This is a genomic window from Schumannella soli, from assembly GCF_006517435.1.
Classification (GTDB): domain Bacteria; phylum Actinomycetota; class Actinomycetes; order Actinomycetales; family Microbacteriaceae; genus Schumannella; species Schumannella soli.
Map to the genome: position 1 here is coordinate 1,005,107 of NZ_VHQG01000001.1, position 21,444 is coordinate 1,026,550.

Genomic DNA, 21,444 nt, shown 5'->3' on the forward strand with positions numbered 1-21,444 from the left:
CTGCGGCGAGGTGGCGCCGACTCCCCGTTACTGCTGGTGCCGGCTCTCGAGCGTCGCCGAGTCCTCGGTCTCGGCGAAGGAGCGCGCCACGGTCGTGGTGCCGTCGGCGACGTCTTCGACGGTCGTCGACAGCTGCGTCATGAACTCCTTCGCGGCGTCGGCCGCCGGCACGTAGTTCGTGTCGTACGACTTCCGGAAGTCGCCGTCGCCGCCGGCGTCCGGGTAGCGGGTCTGCAGCTGCTCGACGGTGGATGCGAGCTGCCGCACACGGCTCTGCAGGTTGAGCAGGCGTCGCCCGCTCTCCTTCATGCGGTCGGGGTCGGCTGCGAAGCGGTCGTCGCTCATTTCGTCTCCTCCCCGAACTGCGTGATGAGGCCCTGCAGCATCGACGTCATCTCGTCGGCCGACGGCATGCCGGCCGTCGGGTCGAGCCCATCGGGGCCGACGCCGTCGAAGAGCTGCTTTCCGCGCTCCTGCACGTCGTGCTGCGCCTGCGCGACGATGTCGACGATCTTGGAGCAGAGCTCCTTCGGCGCGAGCTCGCGCCACGACTGCCCGGTGATCTTGAGGTCGGTGAGGATGCCGCGCGCGTCGACGGTCGCGCTGAGCACGCGATCCTTCGATGTCGCGGTCGCGGTGAGCGCCTCGGCTTCCGCCGCGCGCTCGGCGAGCTGGGCGTGCGTCTCGCGCGCCTCGGCCAGCATCTGCTCGATCTCGTCTCCTGTGAGCTGCATCACGCCGCTCCTTCCTGTGCTGCCGCAGCCTGCTTGGCCGCGTCGGACTCCGTCTGCCGTCGTGCCGCCTCGGGCGCCCGGCCCGCCGCGACACCGGCCGGCACGTGCGTGGGCTGCACGGGCTCGCGCTCTTCGGCGAGGCCGATGACGCCGTTGCCGTCGACGCTGGTCGTGCCCCAGATCTCCTCGTCCTCCGCGAGCCACGTGTTGCGCTCGCGGTCGCGGTCTTTCGAGGCCTGGTTCTGCATGGGCATCATCGGCATGCCGCCGCCGCCCATCCCGCCGCCGTTCGCGCCGCCGGCCCCGGCGCTGCCGCCGCCACCGGCACCCGCGGCCCCGCCGGCGCCGGCGCCACCGCCGGCCGCGAAGCCCGCGTCGTCGCGGCTGCCGCCGACACCCGAGCCTCCGGCTCCGTCGTAGCCGCCCGCGCCGCCGCCGGCGCCGCCGAAGGAGGCGTCACCGGCGCTGCCGCCGGGGGTGAATCCGCCACCGCCGGCGCTGCTGCCGGCACCGCCGAAGTCGCCGCCGCCGAAGCCGCTCCCGCCACCGCTGCCGGATCCGCCTCCGGCCGCGAAGTCGTCGCCCCCGGCACCCGCGCCGCCGAATCCGCCGGCGCCGCCGAAGTCGCCGCCGACGCCGTTCCCGCCGACACCGCCGGCGCCGAAGTCGCCTCCGGCACCGCTCCCGCCGAAGCCGCCGAAGTCGCCGCCCGTGCCGGATCCGCCGCCGAAGCCGCTGCCGCCGAAGTCACCGCTGCCGTTGCCGCCGACGCCTCCAGCGCCGAAGTCGCCGCCGGAGCCCGCGCCGCCGCCGAATCCGCTGCCGCCGAAATCGTTGCCCGCGCCGTTGCCTCCGACACCGCCGAAGTCTCCGGTGCCGTTGCCACCGATACCGCCGAAGTCCCCGCCCGCACCGGAGCCGGATCCGCCGCCGAATCCGCTGCCGCCGAAATCGTTGCCCGCGCCGTTGCCCCCGACGCCGCCGAAGTCCCCGGCGCCGCTTCCCGCGCCGCCGCCGAAGCCGCTGCCGCCGATGTCGTTGTCCGCGCCGTTGCCCCCGACACCGCCGAAGTCCCCGGCGCCGGCGCCTTCGCCGCCGCCGAATCCATTCCCGCCGACGCCGGTGCCGTCGTTGCTGCCGCCGGCCCCCTGGCCGTCGGCCCCGAGCGTGCCGTCGCCGCCCACGCCGGTGCCGCCGAACTCGCCGCCGGCGCCGCCGCCGACACCCGTTCCGCCGAGGTCGGTGGAGGGGGAGGTCAGGTCGGAGAACGACGAGTTGGGGTCTTCGAGGTCGGGCATCGCGACGTCGCCGCCGCCGGTTCCGGCCCCGCCGTCGTCGTTCTTCACCGCGTTCGGATCGCGGGTCTCGTTATCCGAGCTTCCGTTCGAGCCGCGGGGGGCGCCGAATCCGCCGGCACCGCCGGTGCTGCCGACCACGCCCGCTCCGCCGAAGCCGCCGGCCCCGGCTCCGCCGCCGTCGGTCGACCACGAGCCGGTGCCGTCGCCGCCGAGATCGCCGCTGCCGGCTCCCGCTCCGCCTCCGCCGAAGTCGCCGCCGCTGCCTCCGGGGCCGTCGCCGAAGACGCTGTCGCCGTTCCCGCTGACGCCGGCTCCGCCGCCGTCAGCGCCGCCGCCGGCTCCTCCTCCGCCGACGCCGTCCCCACCGGGGCCGTCGCCGAACACGCCGTCGGCGCCGCCGCCGCCGACGCCGTCCCCGCCGAAGTCGCCGCCGGTGCCATCGCCGCCACCGGCTCCGCCGCCGCCCACGCCGTCTCCGCCGGGGCCGTCGCCGAAGATGTCGTCGCCGTTGCCGTCAGCACCGCCGCCGGCCCCGTCGCCGCCTCCCCCGGAGCCGTCCCCGCCGACGCCGTCCCCGCCGGGGCCGTCGTCGCCGAAGATGTCATCCCAGTTCGGGCCGTCGCCACCGCCGCCGTCATCCCCGCCGACGCCGTCGCCGCCGTCGTAGTCGGGGGTCGTGTCCTTCGGGGCGACCGTCGGGTCCTGCATGTTCTTGAACGTGCGCAGCGCTTGGCGCATCGTCGTCTCGAGCGTCTGCTGCGCCGTGAAGATCTCGGCTGAGGCCTTCTGCATGGCGTCGCGCACGGTCTCGGAGATCGCCCGGTTGATGCCGCCGTACGTCGAGGTGCTGCGCAGGTCGCCGCCGGGCGGCGAGAATCCCGCCGGCGCATTGTTGCCCCGGTTGCCCCAGGTGTAGGCGGCGAGCACCTGCTTCGTGCGGTCTTCGGGCATGCCGTTGTTGCCCGACTTCTCGGCGCGGTAGGCCTTGTCGGCGTCTTCGATGTAGTGGTAGATGTCCGACAGCACCGCCGCTTTGGCGTTGCCCGCGGAGTTCGCGATGTCGCTGCTGTGCGCGTTCCAGGCCGTCTCGACCGCCTTCATGAAGGTGCGGACCGCGTTCGCGACCTCCGTCAGCTTCGTCGCGACCCCGCCGTCGTCGGTGAGCGCCTCGTTCATCCGCTCGAGTGATTTGTACTGCGATTCGAGCTGCGCGAGCAGGGCAGCTGCGGTCGAGCCGCGGATCGAGGAGTCGTCGGCGCCGAGCGCCGTCGCGAGCTGCTTCATGTCGGTCGCGTTCTGGCCGGTGACCTTCGTGAAGTTCGCGAAGAGGGCGGCCGCGGTGTCCGAGCGCTTGGCGCTGAGCCCCGGCATCTCGTCGGCGATCACCTTGGCGACGTTGGCCTTGAGCGCTGCGAACGCCTCGTTGAAGGTCTGCACCGGCTCCGGATTGTTGATCAGCTCGTACATCCGGATGTCTTTTTCGTACTGGTAGTACCCGTAGTACAGGTTCTGCGACCACGCGTCGCGACCGGCGCCGCCGGGCGTTCCCGTGACCCAGCCCTTGTCGTTCGCCTCGTTGTCGGAGAGCACACCCGCGACGCCGCTGTCGGCGACGCCCGTCACGAGCGCGAGCAGCGTCTCCAGATTCATGTCGCTCGTCGCGGTCGTGCTGCTCGACGAACCCCCTGCGCCAGTCGTATCGGCCATGGTGTCTTCCTTCTCGCAGGGGGTTCGTCGGGGGTGAGCGGTGCCGTCAGGGCTTGCCGGTGCCCTGGGCGTCGGCCTTGCTGAGGTCGTCGGTCTCGTCGAAGAGCTTCTCCGCCGTCTCCATCTGGTCGTTGAAGTCGGGGAGCGTCTTGTCGGTGAAGGTGTCGGTGAATGTGCGCACCTGGCCGGCGAGGGCCGCGACGTCGTTGCCGACCTTCACGGCGACCTCCCATCGGGCCTCGGTGGGCTGGGCGCGCAGGTCCGAGTCGATGCCGTAGCCGTCGGTGCCGTAGAGCGCGTCGGCGCTCGAGGTCTCGACGTCGGTGACGAGCTTCTGGACCTTCTTGTACTGATCGCGGTCGAACGCGACCCGCTTTCCGTCGTCTGCCATGGTGATCTCCTCTCTCGAGCGAGACCGCGGGATGCCCGTCGCGCGGAGGGCGAGGCGGGCATCCCGTCGGGCTCAGCTGAAGACGGCCGCGCCTCGCACGTCGCCGTCGAAGAACTCCTCGCGGACGCGGTGGGCGGCGTTCTTGATGTTGACGCCCGCCTGCTGCACTTCCTGGTACTCGCTGTTCCAGCGCTGCTGCAGCTCGCCCCACACCGGGAGCGAACGACCCCACTGGGCCTCGCCCATCGGGCGGATGGTGTCGTAGATGTTCTGCAGGATCTGCTCGACCTCCTGGCAGGAGCTGGTGAGCGACTGGTTGGCCACCTCGAACTGGGCGAGGTCGACGTTGAACGACATGACTGTTCCTTTCGTGGAGTGGGGGATCAGGCCGCGGCGCTCGACGCGGTCGAGTCGTCGGTGTTGGTGCGCTGCGAGAGCAGGGTGTGGACCTGGCCGTTGAGCACGTCGAGCTTGTTCTTGATGTCGCTGTACTCGCTCTGCCACTCGGTGAGGCGCTGGCGGAGCACGGTGCCCGCCTGGGCCTGGGCGGCCGACGCGATGGTCTGCGTGGCGTCCTCGACGCGGCCGCGGGCGGCCTCCATCGCGGAGACCTGCTCCATCGTGCTGGTGATGATCTTCTGAAGCGTCTCGGCTTCGAAACCGGTGAGCTGTGCCATGAGTTTCTCCTTCGGTGTGGCGTTCTCAGGGTCGAGAGTGAGGTGAGGTGGTCTGGTTCTGGGTGGGGGATGCGGCCGGGGTCAGGGGGCTCCTCTCACTTCGCGATCATCGGCCCCGTCGGCAGCAGCGCGAGCAGCGCGGCCGGCACGGCGGGGGAGCTGGAGGCATCGAGCCCGAGGGCGGATGCGGTGGAGGCGTCGGCGACGGGGTACTTGGTGCCGTCGTCGGTCACGAGGTAGAGCCCGGCGCCGCGCACGCCGGGGGCGGCGGCGGTGCTGGCGAGGAGGCCGGCGCCGGGGGCGACGGCGACGCTGCCGGCCTTGCCGGCCTTCGCGTTCTCGCCGGTCGCGCTGGCCTGGGTGCTGGTTTTGGTGCTGGTGCCGCCGCCGGTGGTCGCCGCCGCATCCGCTGCGGGCACCGTCGCGATCGTCGTCGTGTCGTCGGACCAGACCGAGCACGGGGTGCGATCCGCGTCGACGGGCTTCGGCGCCGACGACGGCAGCTCCGACTGCCAGGCGGCGGCCTTCGTCACCGGCGTCGCGACGAGGTCGCGGGTCGTGATCGTGCGCGGCTCGGGCAGCTTGTGCTCCTGCTCGCCGGCGAGCAACGCGGCGACCGTGTCGGTGACGGGCATCAGCCCCTGCGCGGTGACCACGTAGCGGGTGCCTTCGCCGTCGGCCTCGACGACCTGGCCGAGCGTCGTCGGCTTCCCGGCGATGACGGGGCCCTGGCCGCCGAGGGTGAGCTCGTGCAGGTCGAGGTCGCGCCCGCTGGGCACGGTGTCGAGCCAGGCGGCGTCGACCGGAACGGCCTCGCTCGGCTCGAAGCCGAGAGCGCGGGCCGCCCACGCTCCGGCGATCTGCGAGCGGGTGCCCTGCCAGATCAGCGAGAGCTCGTCGTCGGCGCGCACGAGCACGGCCTCTCCGCGGCCGACCGGTGTCGCGTCGGGCACGCCGCCGATCGTCAGGGCCGTTCCGCCGTCGGCGACGCACGCCGTCCAGATCGGGGCCGCGGACTGCGGGGCGGGGAGCTCGTCGGGAAGCCCCTCGGCGCCGACGGCCTCCCCGCGGGGCACCGAGGCGAGATCCTCGCTCGAGACCTGGATGACGCTCGGCCGTCCGCCGACGAGCAGCGCCGCCGACGTCAGGTTCCTGACCGGGTGCAGCTTCTCGTCGATGAGCATGTACCGGCTGCCGGTCGACTTGTCGACGAGCAGCGCACCCGTCTGGCTGCGCCAGGCGTCGTTCGAGGTGAACAGGAAGATGTTGAGCACGACCACGACGACGATCGCCCCCGCGGCGACGGCGATGCCGATGCCCATGCCGGTGGCCGTGCGGCGCAGCGGGCGGTCGGGCGCGTCGGGGTCGGAGCGCAGCACCGCCGACGAGAGGCGGCCGCGCAGGAAGAGGTGCGCATCCACGAGATCACGTCGTCCGTACATGTCGTCTCTCCTCCCCTGTCTTCATCTCGACCACGACGGGACCGTCGTGGATGGTTCACACCAGATCGGCGATCCAGGTGAAGACCCCGACGACGGCGAGCACGAGCGCCGGGATGGCGATGGCGCAGGCCCAGTGCAGGACGTCGCCGGCGCGACCCCAGGTCGGCGCGAGGCGTCCGCGCGGCAGCAGCAGGGCGGCGACGCTCGCGTTCGCGGCGACGACGACGAGCGCGGCGGCGATGAGGATCTGCCACAGCGTGTCGAGGCGGCTCGCGTGGGCGATCGCGAGCACGACGAGCGGCAGCGCCGCCGCCACGAGAGCGGCGCCGCGCTGCAGGGTGGCGCGCAGCTCGCGCGCCTGCAGCATCACGGCGACGGAGGCGGCGACGACGAGGGCCGTCGACGCCCATCCCGGATCCAGCGCGAGCACGGCGATGGCCGCGCACAGCACGGCCGACCAGGCGCCCCAGAGCGCGGTCGCCATCCGGTGCGCGATGGTCGCCTTGCGCTCGACCTCATCGGCGGGCACGGCGTCAAGGCCGGTCTGGAACTCCTTCGACGACAGCGGCACGGGGTCGACGCCGAGGCCGCCGACCCATGCGGCGATCACGGGGATGGCGCGGCCGACCGCGAGGGCGATGAGCACGACGATCGCGGCGCCCGCGGGCAGGCCGAGCCGCAGCGCGAGCGGCGCGGCGAGCCCGAGCACGACGATGATCGCGGCACCGGCGGTCGCGAGCAGGATCGGGCGGATGCCGCCGCGGGCGTAGGCGGCGGCGCCCGCGGCGATGCCGGTCGTCGCGGCTCCCACGGCCGCGGCGGCGAGCGGCGTCGCGCCGGCGCCGGGGAACAGGGCCGCGGGGGCGGTCGCGCCGGCCAGTGCGGCGCCGACGACGCCGCTGCCGATGAGCAGGGTGCCGATCGTGTCGTCCCACAGCCGGCCGATGATCGCGCCCGCGGCGAGCAGCAGCAGCGCGAGCGAACCGGCGACGATCGGCGCGGCCGAACCGGTCGTGCCCGCGACGGCGACCGCGACGAGGCAGGCGAGTGCGGCCGCGGAGAGCGCCGCGCGGCGCGTCCAGCGGGCGCTCCACGAGTCGTCGCGCGCATCGAGCACGGTCTGCACGCCGTCGACGAGGTCGTCGTACTGCGCCGGGGCGAGCACGGCGGTGCGCGGGCGCAGGTACAGCACGTCGCCGTCGAGCAGGCCCGCGGCCGCCGTGCCGCGGTCCTCGTCGAGCGGGGGATGTCCGAGCCGCTGCAGCACCCAGCCGCCGTGGTCGAGACCGCGGGTGGCGAGCATCGGGTCGAGGTGGCCGACGATCGTGGGCAGCAGCTCGACGATCGGGATGTGCGAGGGCACGGCGAGCTCGACGCGCGAGGTCGGGCCGACCACGCTCAGCCGACACATGTCCCCGGCGCCGGCCGGCGCCGCGACCGCGGGCTCCATCGCCCGCCCCGGGCTCGCTCCGGCCGGGCTCGGCGCGACCGCCGAACCAGGACCGGTCTGGCCCTGGCCGTTCTGACCGTTCTGACCGGCGGGGCGGCCGGGCTCCGTGCGCTGTTCGAGCGTCGTCATGCCGAGCACACGCGCGATCGCCCCCGGAGGGTTCACCGCCGGCGTCGCGCATCCGATCCCGTCATCCGGTGAACCGTGCGAGGGGGTGCGGGCCGTGACCCTGGTGACGCACCCGCATCGAGGAGACCCGAGATGAGCACGATCGCCTTCCGCCGCCAGCAGCGCGAGAAGCCGCCGGAGATGCCGGCCGGCGACATCGAGCTGCAGGAGCCGCCGTCGCTGCCCGAGCTGCAGCCGAAGGACCCGCTCATGATGCTGATGATGGTGCCGATGATGCTCATCAGCGGCGTCATGATGCTCGTCTTCCTCGGCCAGCGGAACCCGGCGCTCGCCGTCGGCCTGTTCCTCGGCATGCTCGTGCTCGCGATCCTCATGGTGCTCGTGCAGCTGTCGCGCGCCGCGGCCGAGCGCCGCAACACGGTGCGCGGCGACCGTCGCGACTTCCTCCGCTACCTCGGGCAGGTGCGCGGCCGGGTGCGCGGCGCCGCCGCCCAGCAGCGCGCCTCGCTGACCTGGCGTCATCCCGACCCGGCATCGCTCGCGAACGTCGCCATGACCGGCCGGCTCTGGGAGCGCCGCGGCAGCCACGGCGACTTCGGCGAGGTGCGCATCGGAACCGGATCGCACAGGCTCAGCCAGCGCATCACCCCGCTGTCGACGAAGCCGATCGCCGACCTCGAGCCGCTCTCGGCGCGGGCGCTGCGCCGCTTCATCGCCGTTCACGGCTCGGTGCCCGACCTGCCGGTGTCGCTGTTCCTGCGGCGGCTGCCCGAGATCCGCCTGACCGGCGACGAGGATGCCGCGCGCGCCATGGTGCGCGCGATGGTCGCGCAGGCGGTCACCGCCCACGCCCCCGACGAGCTGCGCATCGCGGTGTGCACGACCGCCGAGCGCGCCGCCGACTGGGACTGGGTGAAGTGGATGCCGCACGCGCAGCATCCCGACCACCAGGATGGCGCCGGGTCGACCCGTCTGTTCGGCGTCGACGTGCCGGCGTTCGTCGACCTGCTCGACGGCGACCTGAGCAGCCGCTCGCGCTTCGAGCCGGGCGCCGCGCCGACCGCCGACGAGCCGTACCACCTGGTCGTGTTCGACGGCGTCGCGCCGCCGACCGGGTCGCGGATCGCGTCGGCGGGGTACCGCTGCACGACCACGCTGACGCTCGGCATCGCCGTCGACGAAGCCGACACCTCGGGCCTGCTGCTCGACGTGCAGCCCGATGCCGTGCACATGCTGCGCACCGACCGCACCGAGGGCGTGCAGCGCACGGCCATGTGCGTGCCCGACGGCCTCAGCGTCGCCGCGGCGACGGCGCTCGTGCGCGTCATCGCGCCGTACCGCGTCGGCGGCAGGACGGCGGATGCCAGCGAGCCGATGGTCTCCGACTTCGAGCTGCCCACGCTGCTCGGCATCGACGACGTCGACCAGTGGTCGCCGGAGGGCTTCCTGCGGGAGGAGCTCGACCGGTCGCGGCTGCGCATCCCGCTCGGCGTCGACGAGCGGGGCAACCCGGTCGCCCTCGACATCAAGGAGGCCGCGCAGGGCGGCATGGGTCCGCACGGCCTGCTCATCGGCGCCACCGGCTCCGGCAAGAGCGAGCTGCTGCGCACGCTCGTGCTCGGCATGGCGATGACGCACTCCTCCGAGACGCTGAACTTCGTGCTCGTCGACTTCAAGGGCGGCGCGACGTTCCTCGGCCTCGACGAGCTGCCGCACGTGTCGGCGCTCATCACGAACCTCGCCGACGAGGCGACGCTCGTCACCCGCATGCAGGATGCGCTCGCCGGCGAGCTCAACCGCCGCCAGGAGTACCTGCGCGCCGCCGGCAACTACTCCTCGCTGCTCGAGCACGAGAAGGCGAGGCTCGCGGGCGCGCCGCTCGAGGCCATGCCGACGCTGTTCGTGATCGTCGACGAGTTCAGCGAGCTGCTCGCCTCCAACCCCGACTTCGCCGAGCTGTTCGTCATGATCGGCCGCCTCGGACGCTCGCTGGGCGTGCACCTGCTGCTCGCATCCCAGCGTCTCGAAGACGGCCGCATGACGAAGCTCGAGAGCCACCTCTCGTACCGCATCGGACTCCGCACCTTCTCGGCCATGGAGAGCCGCAGCGTGATCGGCGTGCCGGATGCGCACTCGCTGCCGAACGCGCCCGGAAACGGCTACCTGCGCAGCGACGTCGCGACGCTCACCCGCTTCAAGGCGGCCTACGTGTCGGGCGCCTACCGCCGCCGCACGCGCGAGCAGCGGCAGGAGGAGGTGCGCCAGCAGGTCGTCGTCTTCAGCGCGTCGGCGGTCGCGCCGCCCGCAGCATCCGATGCCGCTCCCGTGGTCGACGAGACCCGGTCGACGGTCGACGCCGACGTCGTCGCGCCCGCGCCCATCCCCGCCGCGACGCCCGACGAGACCGTCATGACGATGATCGTCGACAAGCTCGTCGGCTTCGGCCCGCCCGCGCACCAGGTCTGGCTGCCGCCGCTCGGCGCCCCGCCGACGCTCGACCAGCTGCTGCCGCCGCTGCTGCCCGACCCCGACCGCGGACTGCACGCCATCGGCTGGACCGGCACCGGCCACCTCACGGTGCCGATCGGCGTCGTCGACAAGCCCTACGAGCAGACGCGCGAGCTCTACGAGATCGACCTGTCGAGCGCGGGCGGCAACGTCGGCATCGCCGGCGGCCCGCAGTCGGGCAAGACGGCGCTGCTGCGCACGATGGTGAGCGCCCTCGCGCTCACGCACACCCCCGCCGAGGCGCAGTTCTACTGCATCGACTTCGGCGGCGGCGGGCTCTCGACGCTCGAGGGGCTTCCCCACGTCGGCGGCGTCGCGACCCGGCGCAACGCCGAGCAGGTGTCGCGCACGATCGCCGAGGTGCGCACGCTGCTGCGCGACCGGGAGCAGCTCTTCACCGACGAGTCGCTCGAGGGCATGGCCGAGTACCGGGATCGCCGCGCGGCGGGCGAGCTCGCCGAGCAGCAGTTCGGCGACGTGTTCCTGGTGGTCGACGGATGGGCCGCCCTGCGCGCCGAGTTCGAGGAGCACGACATCGCGATCCGCGAGATCGCCCGCCAGGGGCTCGCCTACGGCGTGCACGTGATGATCTCGACGAGCCGCTGGACCGACGTGCACAGCTCGCTGCGCGATCAGCTCGGCACGCGCGTCGAGCTCAAGCTCGGCGACCCGATCGACTCGGTGCACGGCATGCGCAAGGCCGCGACGGTGCCGCAGCTGCCCGGTCGCGGCATCACCGCCGAGGGCATGCACTTCCTCGCCGGCGTGCCCCGCATCGACGGCCTCACCTCGGTCGACGGTCTCGCCGCCGCATCCCGCGACCTCGGCGACGCCGTGCTCGAGGCGTGGACCGGCCCCGTCGCGCCGGAGGTGCGGATGCTGCCGGCCGTGCTCGACGCCGCGCTGCTGCCGGCGCCGACCGCGCCCGGACCGCGCGTTGCGCTCGGCCACGGCGAGCAGGATCTCGAGCCCGTCTGGCACGACTTCGCCGCGAAGCCGCACCTCAGCATCGTCGGCGACTCCGCCAGCGGCAAGACGGGGGCGCTGCGACTGCTCGCGAGCGGCGTCGTCGCCGCGCACACCCCCGAGGAGGCGCGGATCACGGTCATCGACCCGCGCCGCGGCGTCGTCGAGTCGGTGCCCGAGCAGTACCAGTTCGCGACCGCGTTCTCGACGTCGGCGACCGAGCAGGTCGTCCAGAAACTGGTCGCCGAGCTGCGCGAGCGGGTGCCGAGCGCCGATATCACGCCGGCCCAGCTGCGTCGCCGCGACTGGTGGACCGGGCCGGAGCACTTCGTGTTCGTCGACGACTACGACCTGCTGCTCGGCACGATGGGCGGGCCCCTCGCGCCGCTCGTCGAGCTCATCCCGCAGGCCGGCGACATCGGCCTGCACCTGATCCTGGCGCGCGCGGGCGCGGGGTCGAGCCGCACGGCGATGGATGCGGTCATCCGCCGACTCCACGAGTCGAACACGCCCGAGCTCACCCTGTCGCTGCCCGCGTCGGAGCCGCTCACCTTCACGCCCGGGCGCGGCAAGCCGCTGCCTCCCGGTCGCGCGGCGCTGCTCACCCGCCGCGGCGGCGTCGGCCTGCAGATCGGATGGACGGAGCCGCCCGAATGAGCGGCGAGCGCGCGAGCGGCGTCGAGGATCGGGTGGAACTGGCGCCGGTGCCGGTGCCGGTGCCGGTGCCGGTGCCGACACCGGCACCGGCCGCGGTTCCGGCTGCGGCGCTCCCCGAGCATCACCAGCGTCTCGCCGGGGTCGAGGGGGGCGGCCCCGGTGAGCGTCCGGTGCGGCACACGCTGCGGGCGCGGCCGCCCCGCGGCCGGCGTCGCGCCCCGGACGTGCACGGCGCGCAGCGCCCGCAGCGCGCGCGCCGTCGGATGTCGGCGGTGTCGGCTCTGCTCGGCATCGCCGCCGGCCTGCTCCTCTCCACCGCGGCAGCGACCGCGACGGCCACGCCGGCGCACGCGGCATCCTGCGCGAAGTCGGCCGGCTCGCCCGTGATCGAAGCGGAGTCGTGGGGTCAGCAGCGCATGGGCGCCGAGCGCGCCTGGCCGCGCACGACCGGCGGTGTCGTCGTCGCGGTGATCGACACCGGGGTCAGCGCGAGTGCGGCGTCGCTGCAGGGCGCGGTGCTGCCGGGCACCGACCTCGCGGGCGGCGCCGGCGATGTGGACTGCTACGGACGCGGCACCTTCGTCGGCTCGCTCATCGCCGGGCGCGCGATGGAGGGGACCGAGTTCGTCGGCATCGCACCCGGGGCGACGATCCTGCCGGTGCGCGTCACCAACGATCCCGGCGACTACGCGCTCGGCGCCCGCCTTCCTTCACTTCTCGCGCAGGGCATCCAGGCGGCTGTCGCCGGCGGCGCGCGCGTGATCGCGGTCCCGCTGACCGCGGCGTCGAGCTCGCCCGAGCTCGCGGCGGCCGTGCAGGCGGCGGCGGCCGCCGACGTCGTCGTGGTCGCGGCCGCGAGCGCGCCGACGACCGACGCGCCCGCCTACCCGGCCGCGATCGACGGGGTGCTGTCGGTCGCCCCGCTCACCTCGAAGGGCGGCGCCGCCCCGTCGGCGCTCGGAGCCGAGCCCGATCTCGCGGCCCCCTCAGGCGGTCTCGTGGGAGCCGTGCCCGACGGCGCCGGCCACGTCACCGGCGACGAAGCGGATCTCGCGGTCGCCTACGCGGCGGGCGCCGCGGCGCTCGTGCGCTCCGAGTTCCCGGCGCTCACCGCTCAGCAGGTCGGCGAGCGGCTGATGGCGACCGCCGACGGCTCGACGGCGCCCCGAGCGGATGGCGCGGAAGCCGACCCGTCCCTCGGCCACGGCGTCGTCGATCCCGTCGCCGCGGTCTCCCGTCTCGACCCCGAGAGCGTCGTGACCGCATCGGGCTCGACGCCGCAACTCGTGATGCCGCCGAAGCTCGACGAGCGCCCGTCCGACATGGCGCTCATGATCGGCCTCGCGCTCGTCGCCCTCGTGCTCGCGACCCTCGGGCCGCTGCTCGGCATCGTCGCGGTGCGCCGTCGGCGCGCGGCCCCCATGGAGGACTGAGCTGCCGGCCGGCCGCCTGCCGCCCGGCGCCCCGCCGCCCGCCGGCCGCCGCCTGCCGCCCCGCCGCCCGCCGGACTGCGCTGACTCCCGCAGACACCGGCCGGCTCGTCGGCTCCTTCCTCGACCGGAGCGCTCGTCGGCCGGCCGCCTCGTCGCCCCGACGGCCGGTCGGCCGGTCGGCCCGTGATCCCGCGACGGTGTCCTGCCGCGGATACTGGCGAGCCGGATCGGTAACGCCGCCCGCGGGCCCGGTTCTGCGTTGGAGCAGTATCGGCGGCGCGCGCACCAGTATGGGCGGCGCGCTCGCCAGTACCGGCGCGAGCCGAGCAGCATCAGCGGCGCGCTGAGCCGGCGCCGGCTTTCGTGGAGCGACGATTCGCCGTCGGCCGACTCCCGCGACGGTGTCCTGCCGCGGATACTGGCGAGCCGGATGGGTGGCGCCGCCCGCGGGCCCGGTTCTGCGTTGGAGCAGTATCGGCGGCGAGCGCACCAGTATGGGCGGCGCGCTCGCCAGTATCGCCGGCGCCGGCGCTGCGCCGGGACAGTATCGGCGCTGCGCCGGGGCAGTATCGGCGGCGAGCGCACCGGAATGGACGGTGCGCTCGCCAGTATCCGCAGCCGTCGGGAGCGTGCCCCGCGTCTTGTGCGAGACGGGGCCGACGCTCATACTTAGCCGTATGGCTCAGTATGGCGCGATCGACGCGAGCGAAGCGGATGTCGTGTTCGCGGCGCTCGCCGACCCGACACGGCGGGCCGTGATCGCGCGGCTCGGCCGTGGCGACGCCGGGGTGAGCGCGCTCGCGACGGGATTCGACATGGCGCTGCCGTCGTTCCTCAAGCACGTCCGCGCGCTCGAGCGCGCCGGACTCGTCACGACCGTCAAGCGCGGACGCGTGCGCACCTGCCGACTCGATCGCGCCCGCCTCGCGGTCGTCGACGGGTGGCTGGCCGAGCAGCGCGCCATCTGGGAGCGGCGCACCGACCGGCTGGAGGCGTTCCTCGCCGACGAGGCCACGGCATCCACATCCGCCGACGCCGCGAACCGCCCCGCGAACGTCTCGACCCGCCCGGGCCCGGCGAAGGATCAGAAGGAGACGCACGATGAGCGATGACACGACGACCACGGACGGCGCCCGCCCGCCGGTCGACCCCGAGCTCGACCTCACACTCGAGCGCGTGATCCGCGCGCCGCGGGAGGCGGTGTTCCGGGCGTGGACAGATCCCGACCGCTTCGCGCAGTGGTTCCTGCCCGCGCCGATGCGGCTGCGCGTCGAGCGCTTCGAGCCCGTCGCGGGCGGTGCGCTGGTGACGAGCGTGAGCGAGGACGGCGAGACGTGGATGCCGCACCTCGACGCGCTGTTCCTGCGGGTCGACGCGGATGAGCGCATCGTCTTCACGAACGCCGTCTCGTCGGGCCTGCGACCGCAGGACGCGCAGCCGGTGCCGATGGCGGCCGAGATCGTGCTCGCCGCGCATCCCGAGGGAACCGACTACCGCGCGATCGTGCGGCACCGAGCGCCCGCCGACCGCGCTCGGCATGCGGAGCTCGGCTTCGCCGAAGGCTGGGGCACCGTCACCGCACAGCTCGCTGCCCTCGTCGAGGGCTGACGTCGGCGCCGAGCGCGGGGCGTCGCGCCGAGCGCGCGGTGTCGTCGCCCCGCGCTCGGAACGAGACCCCGCGCTCGACGCCGGGAAACTCGGCTCAGGCGTCGAAGATCTGACCGATCGGCTCGCGCTTCTCGGCCTGGAACGCGTCTTCGGCACGGCCGAGCGCCCAGTACGCCGACAGCGACAGCAGCGCGCGGTCGACGCCCCACTCGCCGTTGATGAGCCGCCGCAGCTCCTTCATCGCGCCGCGCTCGCCGTGGGCGAAGACCTCGACGGGACCGGTCGGCGCCGGCAGGGCGCGGGCGGCGGCGACGAGCGGCTCGCCGGCGGTCGCGACCGCCGCATCCGTCTCGCTCGCGCGGTGCAGCCAGATCAGCTCGACGCCGTCCGGGTGCGCGAGCGGCAGCTGCTCGGCGGCCGACTCGACCTCGATGATGGCCGTGCCGCGGGCGTCGGCCGGCAGCGCCTCGAGGGCGGCGGCGATCGCCGGGATCGCGGAGTCGTCACCGAGGTAGAGCCGCGGCAGGGCGGCATCGGCGGAGGGGGTGAACGCTCCGCCGGGCGTCGACGCCGACAGCAGATCGCCGGGCTGGGCGCCGAGCGCCCAGGGACCTGCGACACCCTCGTCACCGTGCACGACGAAGTCGATCGCGAGCGTCGAGGTCGCCGCATCCACCTCGCGGATCGTGTACGTGCGGCGCACCGGCAGATCCTCGAGCGGGAGGCTCTCGCGCAGCACCTCGAGGTCGTAGGGCGGCTCGAGCGCGAGCTCGGGCTTGGCGAAGAGCAGTTTCGCGTAGGTGTCGGTGGCGCCGAGCCGGGCCGGGTCGGCCGCGGCGATCCACGCCGCGACGCCCTCGCCGCCGAAGCGCAGGCGCACCAGGTGCGGGCTCAGTCGCTCGCTGCTCGTCACGGTCAGGGCGTGCTGCGAGCCGCGCGGGCGGGCCGGCGCGCTGGATGCGGCGCCCGACTGCGCGGCGGCGCTGTCGACGGCGGGCGTGCTGGGCGGGGGAGTCGTGGAGCTCATCGCGGGTCTTCCGGTCGTGTCGGCCTCGCGCGAGCACGGGTCGAGGGGATGCGCGGGGCCCGCTGGAGCGGATCGCGCCTCCTCCGAGCGGTGCGCGCGGTAAGGATGCCCTAACATCTTGCCGGGTCGGTCCGGGTGGGCGCTGGGTCGAGTGCGATCCGCGTGACTCGCGACTCCGTCCGAGTCAGCTCGGGTCGTCCCCGGACTCCTCGACCCAGCGCCACCGCCGCCGGGTGGAGCGATCGCCGCGGTCCGCTTTCTCGTCGGCGTCCGACTCCGCCGTGGAGGCCGACTCCGACTCCGACTCCGACTCCGACTCCGACTCCGACTCCGATCCCGACGCTGCACCCTCGCCCGACGTCGGGTGCGGCGCTGTCGCCCCGGCGACCGCGAGAGTCCCGTTCTCGAGTGCGCGGATCACGAGCCCGGCGCCGATCAGCGCGGATCCCAGCGCGAAGGCGAAGAAGGGGATGTAGGTCGCCGCGAGCAGCAGCACCTGGATCAGCTGTGCGACCCAGCTCGGGATGGCTCCGAGTGCGGGCGGTCCGTACCCGTAGGCATCGGGGAGCCAGGCGGTCGCGCTCAGCGTCGCGATGCCCGCCAGAGCGCCGATCACGATGAGCAGGATCCCGTTGCGGAGGAGGCGTCGACCGCTCCGGGGCGGCGTGCTGCTGCGGGCCACGATCCTCCTGGGTTGTGAGGATGACTCAGCTAGCCTCGCGACGGGCCGCCCCCTTCGGTAGTCCGTGATCGGGGGGGGGGCGTCGGGCCCGGTCTATCGCGATCCGCCCCTCCTCAGCGCGGGTCGAGCCGCAGCGTGACCTCGTGGGCGTGCGGGCCGACGACCGTGTCGACGATGTTCTTCGCATAGCGGGCGTACTTGGCCCGGTAGACGTCGTCGAGCGCCGTGTTCACGGCATCCGTCGCGTCGATGCCGGCGAACGACACCTCCTGCTCGACGCCGCCGAAGCGCACGCGGCCGGTGCCCGCCGCGAGCGCCCGGCGGAACCAGCCGTTGTCGCGGCCGTAGGCCGACCGCACGAAGATCGCGTCGCCCGAGCGCACGGCCCAGATGGTGATGAAGGGACGCAGCGAGCCGTCGCCGCGGTGGGAGGAGATCTCGAGCTCGTCCTCGGCGTCGAGCGTGGCGAGCTGCTGCGGGGTCCAGTCGGTCATGGTGCGATCCTGCCCCCGCGCGCCGACATCCCGCCGGGTCAGTGCGCCCCGGTGAGCCACATGATGCCGAGGCTCGTGAGGGTCACGAGCGCCCAGAGCGCGCCGCCGAGCACCAGCGGACGCCATCCCGAGCGGCGGATCGCGGCGATGTCGGTCGACAGGCCGATCGCGCTCAGCGTCATCGCGATGAGGAAGACGGATGCGGCGCTCAGCCCCGGCTTCGCGCCGGCCGGGATCACGCCGAGCGAGCCGACGATCGCGACGACCACGAATCCGATCAGGAACCACGGGATGAGCTTGAGCACGCCCAGCGGCGTCAGCCGCGGGGGAGCGGGGCGGGCCTCCGCCGCCTCGGGGAGCCGTGGGTGGCCAGAAATGCTGGCGCCAGCCGGCGTGTCGTGTGCATTCGTGGCCACCCGCGAGCCCTCGAGGCCCGAATCCTCGCCAGGCGCATCCACGGCGTCGCCGCCACCCGCGAGCGCTGCCCGCCGCCGCCCCACGAGCACCGCCAGGCCGATCGTGATCGGGATGATCATGAGCGTGCGCACGAGCTTCACGACGACGGCGAAGTTCGCGGCGCCGTGCCCGTAGACGGCGGCGGTGGCGACGACGGAGGAGGTGTCGTTGACGGCGGTTCCGGCGAAGAGCCCGAAGGCGTGCGGCGAGAGTCCGAGCGCGTGTCCGATGAGCGGGAAGACGATCACCGCGCTGATGTTGAACAGGAAGATCGTCGACACCGCGTAGGCGACCTCGGCGCTGACGGCTCCGATCACGGGCGAGACGGCGGCGATCGCCGAGGCGCCGCAGATGCCGGTGCCGACGCCGATGAGGGTGCGCAGGTCGCCGACCACGCCGAGCGCGCGCCCGATCAGCCACGCGCCGACCAGGCAGACGACGAGCGAGCCGAGCATGACCGGCAGCGACTCGAGCCCGACCGCGGCGATCTGCCCGAGCGACAGCTGCGCGCCGAGCAGCACGACCGCGAGCTGCAGCAGCCGCTTCGAGGTGAACTGGATGCCCGGCTTCAGCACCGCGCCCGGCTTGCGCACCAGCGCGATCACCACGCCGATCACGATCCCCGGAACCGCGCTGCCCACGAGCGGCACGACCGACCCGATCAGCGTGGCCGCGACGGCGATGACGACGCAGACGAGGATGCCGGGCGCGAGTCGGCGCACCGTCGCGGCCGCGCGGCCGGCAGCGGAGACCGGCGCAAGACCGGGCGCGGGCGCAGAGCCGGAGACGGGCGCGGATCCGGGTTCGGGGGCGGCAGCGGGTTCAGGGGCGGCTGGCACCCGACCACCCTGCCGTGTGCGCGCGACGGGCGGTAGCGGGCGTAGCGTTGTCGGGACACAAGCGGAGGTTGTGACCGGATGAGCGACCGCGTCGATCTGCCCGCGCTGCGGCTCTTCGCCGACGTGCTGCGCCTCGGCAGCCTCGGCGCAGCCGCCCGCGAGAGCGGAGTCACGCAGCAGGCGGCGTCGGCGCGCATCCGCTCCCTCGAACGCACGATCGGCATCGAGCTGCTCGTGCGGGGCGCGTCGGGCTCCGAGCCGACCGAGGCGGGCCGCCTGTTCGCGACCTGGGCCGCCGACGTGCTCGCTGCCGCCGACCGTCTCGATTCGGGGGTGCGCGCCCTGCGCGAATCCGATCGTCGCCACCTCGCGTTCGCCGCGAGCCAGACCGTGGCCGAGCACCTCGCGCCGGGCTGGCTGGTCGCGCTGCGCCGGGCGACGGATGCGGCGGGCGCCGCCCCGGTCGAGGTGCGGCTGACGGTCGGCAACAGCGAGGCGGTCGCCGAGCTGGTGCGCTCGCGCGCGGTCGAGCTCGGCGTGATCGAATCGCCCGATCTGCCCGCGGATCTCGCGGCCGTGCCGCTCGGCCACGACGCGCTCGTGCCGGTCGTCGCGCCCGATCATCCGTGGGCCTCGCGCACTGCGCCGCTCGACCTCGCGGAACTGGCGGCCACCCCGCTGGCCGTGCGCGAGCAGGGCAGCGGCACCCGACGCGCGCTCGAGCGGCTGCTCGCCGAGCGCGGCGCGGGGGCGCCGGTCGCACCCGCGATGGAGCTGGACACGAGCGCGGCCGTGCGCTCCGCGGCCGCCGCCGGCATCGCGCCGGCCGTGCTGAGCGAGCTCGCCGTCGCCGACGACATCCGCCTCGGGCGCCTCGTGCGCATCCCGCTCGCCGGCGCGCCGCTGCACCGCGAGTTCACCGCCATCTGGCGCGGCGACGCCACCCAGCCGTCGCCCGCGGCCGAGGCGCTGCTGCGCGTGATCGGCCGTGAGAGCCGCGCCGGCGGCGCCGACGCCTGAACCGGGTCGCGTCGCGACGGTCGCTCAGCTCTGCGAAATGCGCAAGCACGTAACTCCGACGCCACGCGTTTCGAGGCGATCGGCAGGAGACGGGCCGTGAACGACGGCCCAACATTGACCACACGCCGCCCCACCGGGGCAGCCCACCTCCGCAGCCGACCGGCGTCGGCCGCGGGGCCACCACACCAGCCCAGTGCCGGGCGCGATCCGAAGGAGCCGCGATGTCGAGAACTCGCCGCGACAACCTCGCCGGAGCGCTGATGATGGTGCCGGCGTCGATCGTGATCCTCGTGCTCGTGATCGTGCCGATGGTCATCATCGCCCGCGACAGCTTCGCCGTCAGCGACCCGCTCGGCGGCAACCTGGGCGGCTTCACACTCGACAACTACGCGAAGCTGCTCGACCCCGTCTACGCGAAGACGATGGGATACAGCCTCGGCATGGCCGTGCTCAACGCGATCGTCTGCACGGTCGTCGGCTACGTCGTCGCCTACTACATCGCCACCCGGCCGGCCCGGCGTCAGCCGCTGCTCCTGCTGTTGGTGATCATCCCGTTCCTCACCGACTTCCTGGTGCGCACCTTCTCGTGGATCACGCTGCTCGGCTCGGGCGGCCCGATCATCGGCCTCGCCAAGCTCGTCGGCATCCCCGCCACGTCGCTCGTGCCCTCGCAGGCCGCGGTCGTGCTGTCGCTGCTCTACGCCTTCCTGCCGGTCGCGGTGTTCCCGATCTACGCGTCGATGCGCGCCATCGATCCGTCGCTGCGCGAGGCGGCCGCCGACCTCGGCGCCGGCTGGTGGCAGACCCACGCCCGCGTCTACGTGCCGCTCAGCGCATCCGGTCTGGCCTCGTCGGTGATGCTCACCTTCGTGCCCACGCTCGGGGTGTTCGTCATCCCGGTGCTGCTCGGCGGCGGCAAGGACCCGCTCGTCGGCAACCTCATCGTCACCCTGTTCACCGAGTTCCGGAACGAGCCGCTCGGCGCCGCCCTCTCGATGGTCGTGCTCGTGCTGATGCTCGTCACGGTCGCCCTCGCCGGCGTCGTCACCCGGGTCGTCACGAAGAAGCGGAGCGCCTGATGGATCGCGTCGTCGCCTGGGCCTCTCGACTGGTCTTCGTCTTCCTCTACCTGCCGATCGCGGCGCTCATCGTCTACTCGCTCAACGCCTCCGACGTGAACTACCGCTGGGAGGGCGTGAGCCTGCGCTGGTACGCCGAGCTCTTCGCCGACCGGATGCTGCTCGAGACGCTGCGCACGAGCCTGATCGTCGGTCTGCTGGCGGCTCTGCTCGCGACCGCGCTCGGCTTCCTCAGCTCGATGGCGCTGGTGCGGTTCCGGGTGAAGGGGCGCGGGGCGTTCCTCGGCGCGATCCTGATCCCGCTGATCGTGCCCGAGATCGTCCTCGGCGTCTCGCTGCTGACCGTGTTCAGCACGGTCGGAGTGCCGGCCGGCTTCCTGACGCTCGTGCTCGGCCACACGGTCATCACGCTGCCCCTGGCGACGCTGGTGCAGATGGGAGCCATGAGCTCGCTCGACCCGAGCCTGCCCGATGCCGCCGCCGACCTCGGCGCGGGGGCGTTCACGACCTTCCGCCGGGTGACCTTCCCGCTGCTGCGGCCCGCGATCCTCGCCGCGTTCCTGCTCAGCTTCGCGACCTCCTTCGGCAACATCGTCATCTCGACCTTCACCTCCGGCGTCGGCACGACGACGCTCCCGCTGCGCATCTACAGCCAGCTCAAGACCGGGCTCACGCCCGAGCTCAACGCCCTCGGAACGCTGCTCGTCGTGCTGACCCTCGCGATCATCCTGATCGTCGGCGTCGGCCAGCTGCGGCGCATCCTCGCCGGCGGCCCCGACCAGACCTGACCTGCCCGCATCACAGCACAGCTCCACAGCACCAGCTCCACAGCACCAGCTCCACAGCA

19 protein-coding genes are annotated in these 21,444 nt (G+C 73.7%); 7 read left to right on the top strand and 12 right to left on the bottom strand.

The features are described from left to right. Window positions 1–27: 27 nt before the first annotated feature. The 8 genes from FJ657_RS04490 to eccD form a co-directional block, all read right to left on the bottom strand. Window positions 28–345 (bottom strand): hypothetical protein, encoded by a 318-nt coding sequence (locus FJ657_RS04490; RefSeq protein WP_141162430.1) that lies wholly within the window; start codon window positions 343–345, stop codon window positions 28–30. Beyond that, complete coding sequence (locus FJ657_RS04495; protein ID WP_141162431.1) at window positions 342–734, bottom strand: YbaB/EbfC family nucleoid-associated protein; 393 nt, start codon at window positions 732–734, stop codon at window positions 342–344. Before FJ657_RS04495 ends, FJ657_RS04490 begins: the two co-directional genes overlap by 4 nt. Next, window positions 734–3,739, bottom strand: coding sequence for a hypothetical protein (locus tag FJ657_RS17485; RefSeq protein ID WP_141162432.1), 3,006 nt, complete (start codon window positions 3,737–3,739; stop codon window positions 734–736). The genes FJ657_RS04495 and FJ657_RS17485 overlap by 1 nt, the downstream gene beginning before the upstream one ends. A 46-nt stretch (window positions 3,740–3,785) precedes the next feature. Further along, entirely contained in the window at window positions 3,786–4,130 is a 345-nt protein-coding gene (locus FJ657_RS04505) for a hypothetical protein (protein WP_141162433.1), read from the bottom strand. A gap of 72 nt (window positions 4,131–4,202) precedes the next feature. Then, window positions 4,203–4,487 carry a hypothetical protein gene (locus tag FJ657_RS04510; protein WP_141162434.1) on the bottom strand — a complete coding sequence of 95 codons (285 nt, stop codon included), beginning with the start codon at window positions 4,485–4,487 and terminating at the stop codon, window positions 4,203–4,205. A 26-nt stretch (window positions 4,488–4,513) separates the two neighbouring features. Further along, window positions 4,514–4,807, bottom strand: coding sequence for a hypothetical protein (locus tag FJ657_RS04515; protein ID WP_141162435.1), 294 nt, complete (start codon window positions 4,805–4,807; stop codon window positions 4,514–4,516). A gap of 95 nt (window positions 4,808–4,902) precedes the next feature. Further along, a complete protein-coding gene (gene eccB / locus FJ657_RS04520) occupies window positions 4,903–6,249 on the bottom strand; it encodes a type VII secretion protein EccB (protein WP_141162436.1) in 1,347 nt (448 codons plus the stop codon). Window positions 6,250–6,304: 55 nt separating this feature from the next. Next, a complete protein-coding gene (eccD, locus tag FJ657_RS04525) occupies window positions 6,305–7,828 on the bottom strand; it encodes a type VII secretion integral membrane protein EccD (protein WP_141162437.1) in 1,524 nt (507 codons plus the stop codon). A 132-nt stretch (window positions 7,829–7,960) separates the two neighbouring features. On the opposite strand from eccD, the gene eccCa reads away from it, so the two are divergent. The 4 genes from eccCa to FJ657_RS04545 all read left to right on the top strand — a co-directional run bounded on the left by eccCa (window position 7,961) and on the right by FJ657_RS04545 (window position 15,000). After that, the gene (eccCa, locus tag FJ657_RS04530) at window positions 7,961–11,959 is read left to right on the top strand and encodes a type VII secretion protein EccCa (protein ID WP_141162438.1); all 3,999 of its coding nucleotides are present in this window, start codon (window positions 7,961–7,963) and stop codon (window positions 11,957–11,959) included. Next, window positions 11,956–13,392 carry a S8 family serine peptidase gene (locus FJ657_RS04535; RefSeq protein WP_141162439.1) on the top strand — a complete coding sequence of 479 codons (1,437 nt, stop codon included), beginning with the start codon at window positions 11,956–11,958 and terminating at the stop codon, window positions 13,390–13,392. The genes eccCa and FJ657_RS04535 overlap by 4 nt, the downstream gene beginning before the upstream one ends. 677 nt (window positions 13,393–14,069) lie before the next feature. Then, entirely contained in the window at window positions 14,070–14,504 is a 435-nt protein-coding gene (locus FJ657_RS04540) for an ArsR/SmtB family transcription factor (RefSeq protein WP_141162440.1), read from the top strand. Next, the gene (locus FJ657_RS04545; protein WP_141162441.1) at window positions 14,494–15,000 is read left to right on the top strand and encodes an SRPBCC domain-containing protein; all 507 of its coding nucleotides are present in this window, start codon (window positions 14,494–14,496) and stop codon (window positions 14,998–15,000) included. Before FJ657_RS04540 ends, FJ657_RS04545 begins: the two co-directional genes overlap by 11 nt. 94 nt (window positions 15,001–15,094) lie before the next feature. Here the strand turns inward: FJ657_RS04545 and FJ657_RS04550 are convergent, their stop codons facing one another. From FJ657_RS04550 to FJ657_RS04565, 4 genes are all read right to left on the bottom strand, one after another. Further along, window positions 15,095–16,027 carry a siderophore-interacting protein gene (locus FJ657_RS04550; protein ID WP_141162442.1) on the bottom strand — a complete coding sequence of 311 codons (933 nt, stop codon included), beginning with the start codon at window positions 16,025–16,027 and terminating at the stop codon, window positions 15,095–15,097. A gap of 184 nt (window positions 16,028–16,211) precedes the next feature. Continuing rightward, window positions 16,212–16,709, bottom strand: a complete 498-nt coding sequence (locus FJ657_RS17045; RefSeq protein WP_181408867.1) for a hypothetical protein — start codon at window positions 16,707–16,709, stop codon at window positions 16,212–16,214. Between the two features lie 113 nt (window positions 16,710–16,822). Beyond that, a complete protein-coding gene (locus tag FJ657_RS04560) occupies window positions 16,823–17,203 on the bottom strand; it encodes a DUF2255 family protein (RefSeq protein WP_141162443.1) in 381 nt (126 codons plus the stop codon). 38 nt (window positions 17,204–17,241) lie between these two features. Further along, window positions 17,242–18,498, bottom strand: coding sequence for a YeiH family protein (locus tag FJ657_RS04565; protein WP_255447134.1), 1,257 nt, complete (start codon window positions 18,496–18,498; stop codon window positions 17,242–17,244). 78 nt (window positions 18,499–18,576) lie between these two features. Between FJ657_RS04565 and FJ657_RS04570 the strand changes: the two genes are divergently transcribed. From FJ657_RS04570 to FJ657_RS04580, 3 genes are all read left to right on the top strand, one after another. Next, window positions 18,577–19,518 carry a LysR family transcriptional regulator gene (locus FJ657_RS04570; RefSeq protein WP_141162444.1) on the top strand — a complete coding sequence of 314 codons (942 nt, stop codon included), beginning with the start codon at window positions 18,577–18,579 and terminating at the stop codon, window positions 19,516–19,518. Window positions 19,519–19,739: 221 nt separating this feature from the next. Beyond that, window positions 19,740–20,597 (top strand): ABC transporter permease, encoded by an 858-nt coding sequence (locus FJ657_RS04575; RefSeq protein ID WP_141162445.1) that lies wholly within the window; start codon window positions 19,740–19,742, stop codon window positions 20,595–20,597. Continuing rightward, window positions 20,597–21,385, top strand: a complete 789-nt coding sequence (locus FJ657_RS04580; protein ID WP_141162446.1) for an ABC transporter permease — start codon at window positions 20,597–20,599, stop codon at window positions 21,383–21,385. The genes FJ657_RS04575 and FJ657_RS04580 overlap by 1 nt, the downstream gene beginning before the upstream one ends. Window positions 21,386–21,444 lie beyond the last annotated feature (59 nt).

What these genes read in the sequence shown, in the direction of transcription:
- FJ657_RS04575 (WP_141162445.1), top strand. Translation starts at nt 19,740, where the DNA reads ATGTCGAGAACTCGCCGCGACAACCTCGCCGGAGCGCTGATGATGGTG.
- FJ657_RS04510 (WP_141162434.1), bottom strand. Translation starts at nt 4,487, where the DNA reads ATGTCGTTCAACGTCGACCTCGCCCAGTTCGAGGTGGCCAACCAGTCG.
- FJ657_RS04545 (WP_141162441.1), top strand. Translation starts at nt 14,494, where the DNA reads ATGAGCGATGACACGACGACCACGGACGGCGCCCGCCCGCCGGTCGAC.
- eccB (WP_141162436.1), bottom strand. Translation starts at nt 6,249, where the DNA reads ATGTACGGACGACGTGATCTCGTGGATGCGCACCTCTTCCTGCGCGGC.
- FJ657_RS04570 (WP_141162444.1), top strand. Translation starts at nt 18,577, where the DNA reads ATGAGCGACCGCGTCGATCTGCCCGCGCTGCGGCTCTTCGCCGACGTG.
- FJ657_RS04495 (WP_141162431.1), bottom strand. Translation starts at nt 734, where the DNA reads ATGCAGCTCACAGGAGACGAGATCGAGCAGATGCTGGCCGAGGCGCGC.
- eccCa (WP_141162438.1), top strand. Translation starts at nt 7,961, where the DNA reads ATGAGCACGATCGCCTTCCGCCGCCAGCAGCGCGAGAAGCCGCCGGAG.
- FJ657_RS04550 (WP_141162442.1), bottom strand. Translation starts at nt 16,027, where the DNA reads ATGAGCTCCACGACTCCCCCGCCCAGCACGCCCGCCGTCGACAGCGCC.
- FJ657_RS04505 (WP_141162433.1), bottom strand. Translation starts at nt 4,130, where the DNA reads ATGGCAGACGACGGAAAGCGGGTCGCGTTCGACCGCGATCAGTACAAG.
- FJ657_RS04540 (WP_141162440.1), top strand. Translation starts at nt 14,070, where the DNA reads ATGGCTCAGTATGGCGCGATCGACGCGAGCGAAGCGGATGTCGTGTTC.
- eccD (WP_141162437.1), bottom strand. Translation starts at nt 7,828, where the DNA reads ATGACGACGCTCGAACAGCGCACGGAGCCCGGCCGCCCCGCCGGTCAG.
- FJ657_RS04560 (WP_141162443.1), bottom strand. Translation starts at nt 17,203, where the DNA reads ATGACCGACTGGACCCCGCAGCAGCTCGCCACGCTCGACGCCGAGGAC.
- FJ657_RS04580 (WP_141162446.1), top strand. Translation starts at nt 20,597, where the DNA reads ATGGATCGCGTCGTCGCCTGGGCCTCTCGACTGGTCTTCGTCTTCCTC.
- FJ657_RS04515 (WP_141162435.1), bottom strand. Translation starts at nt 4,807, where the DNA reads ATGGCACAGCTCACCGGTTTCGAAGCCGAGACGCTTCAGAAGATCATC.
- FJ657_RS04490 (WP_141162430.1), bottom strand. Translation starts at nt 345, where the DNA reads ATGAGCGACGACCGCTTCGCAGCCGACCCCGACCGCATGAAGGAGAGC.
- FJ657_RS04535 (WP_141162439.1), top strand. Translation starts at nt 11,956, where the DNA reads ATGAGCGGCGAGCGCGCGAGCGGCGTCGAGGATCGGGTGGAACTGGCG.
- FJ657_RS17485 (WP_141162432.1), bottom strand. Translation starts at nt 3,739, where the DNA reads ATGGCCGATACGACTGGCGCAGGGGGTTCGTCGAGCAGCACGACCGCG.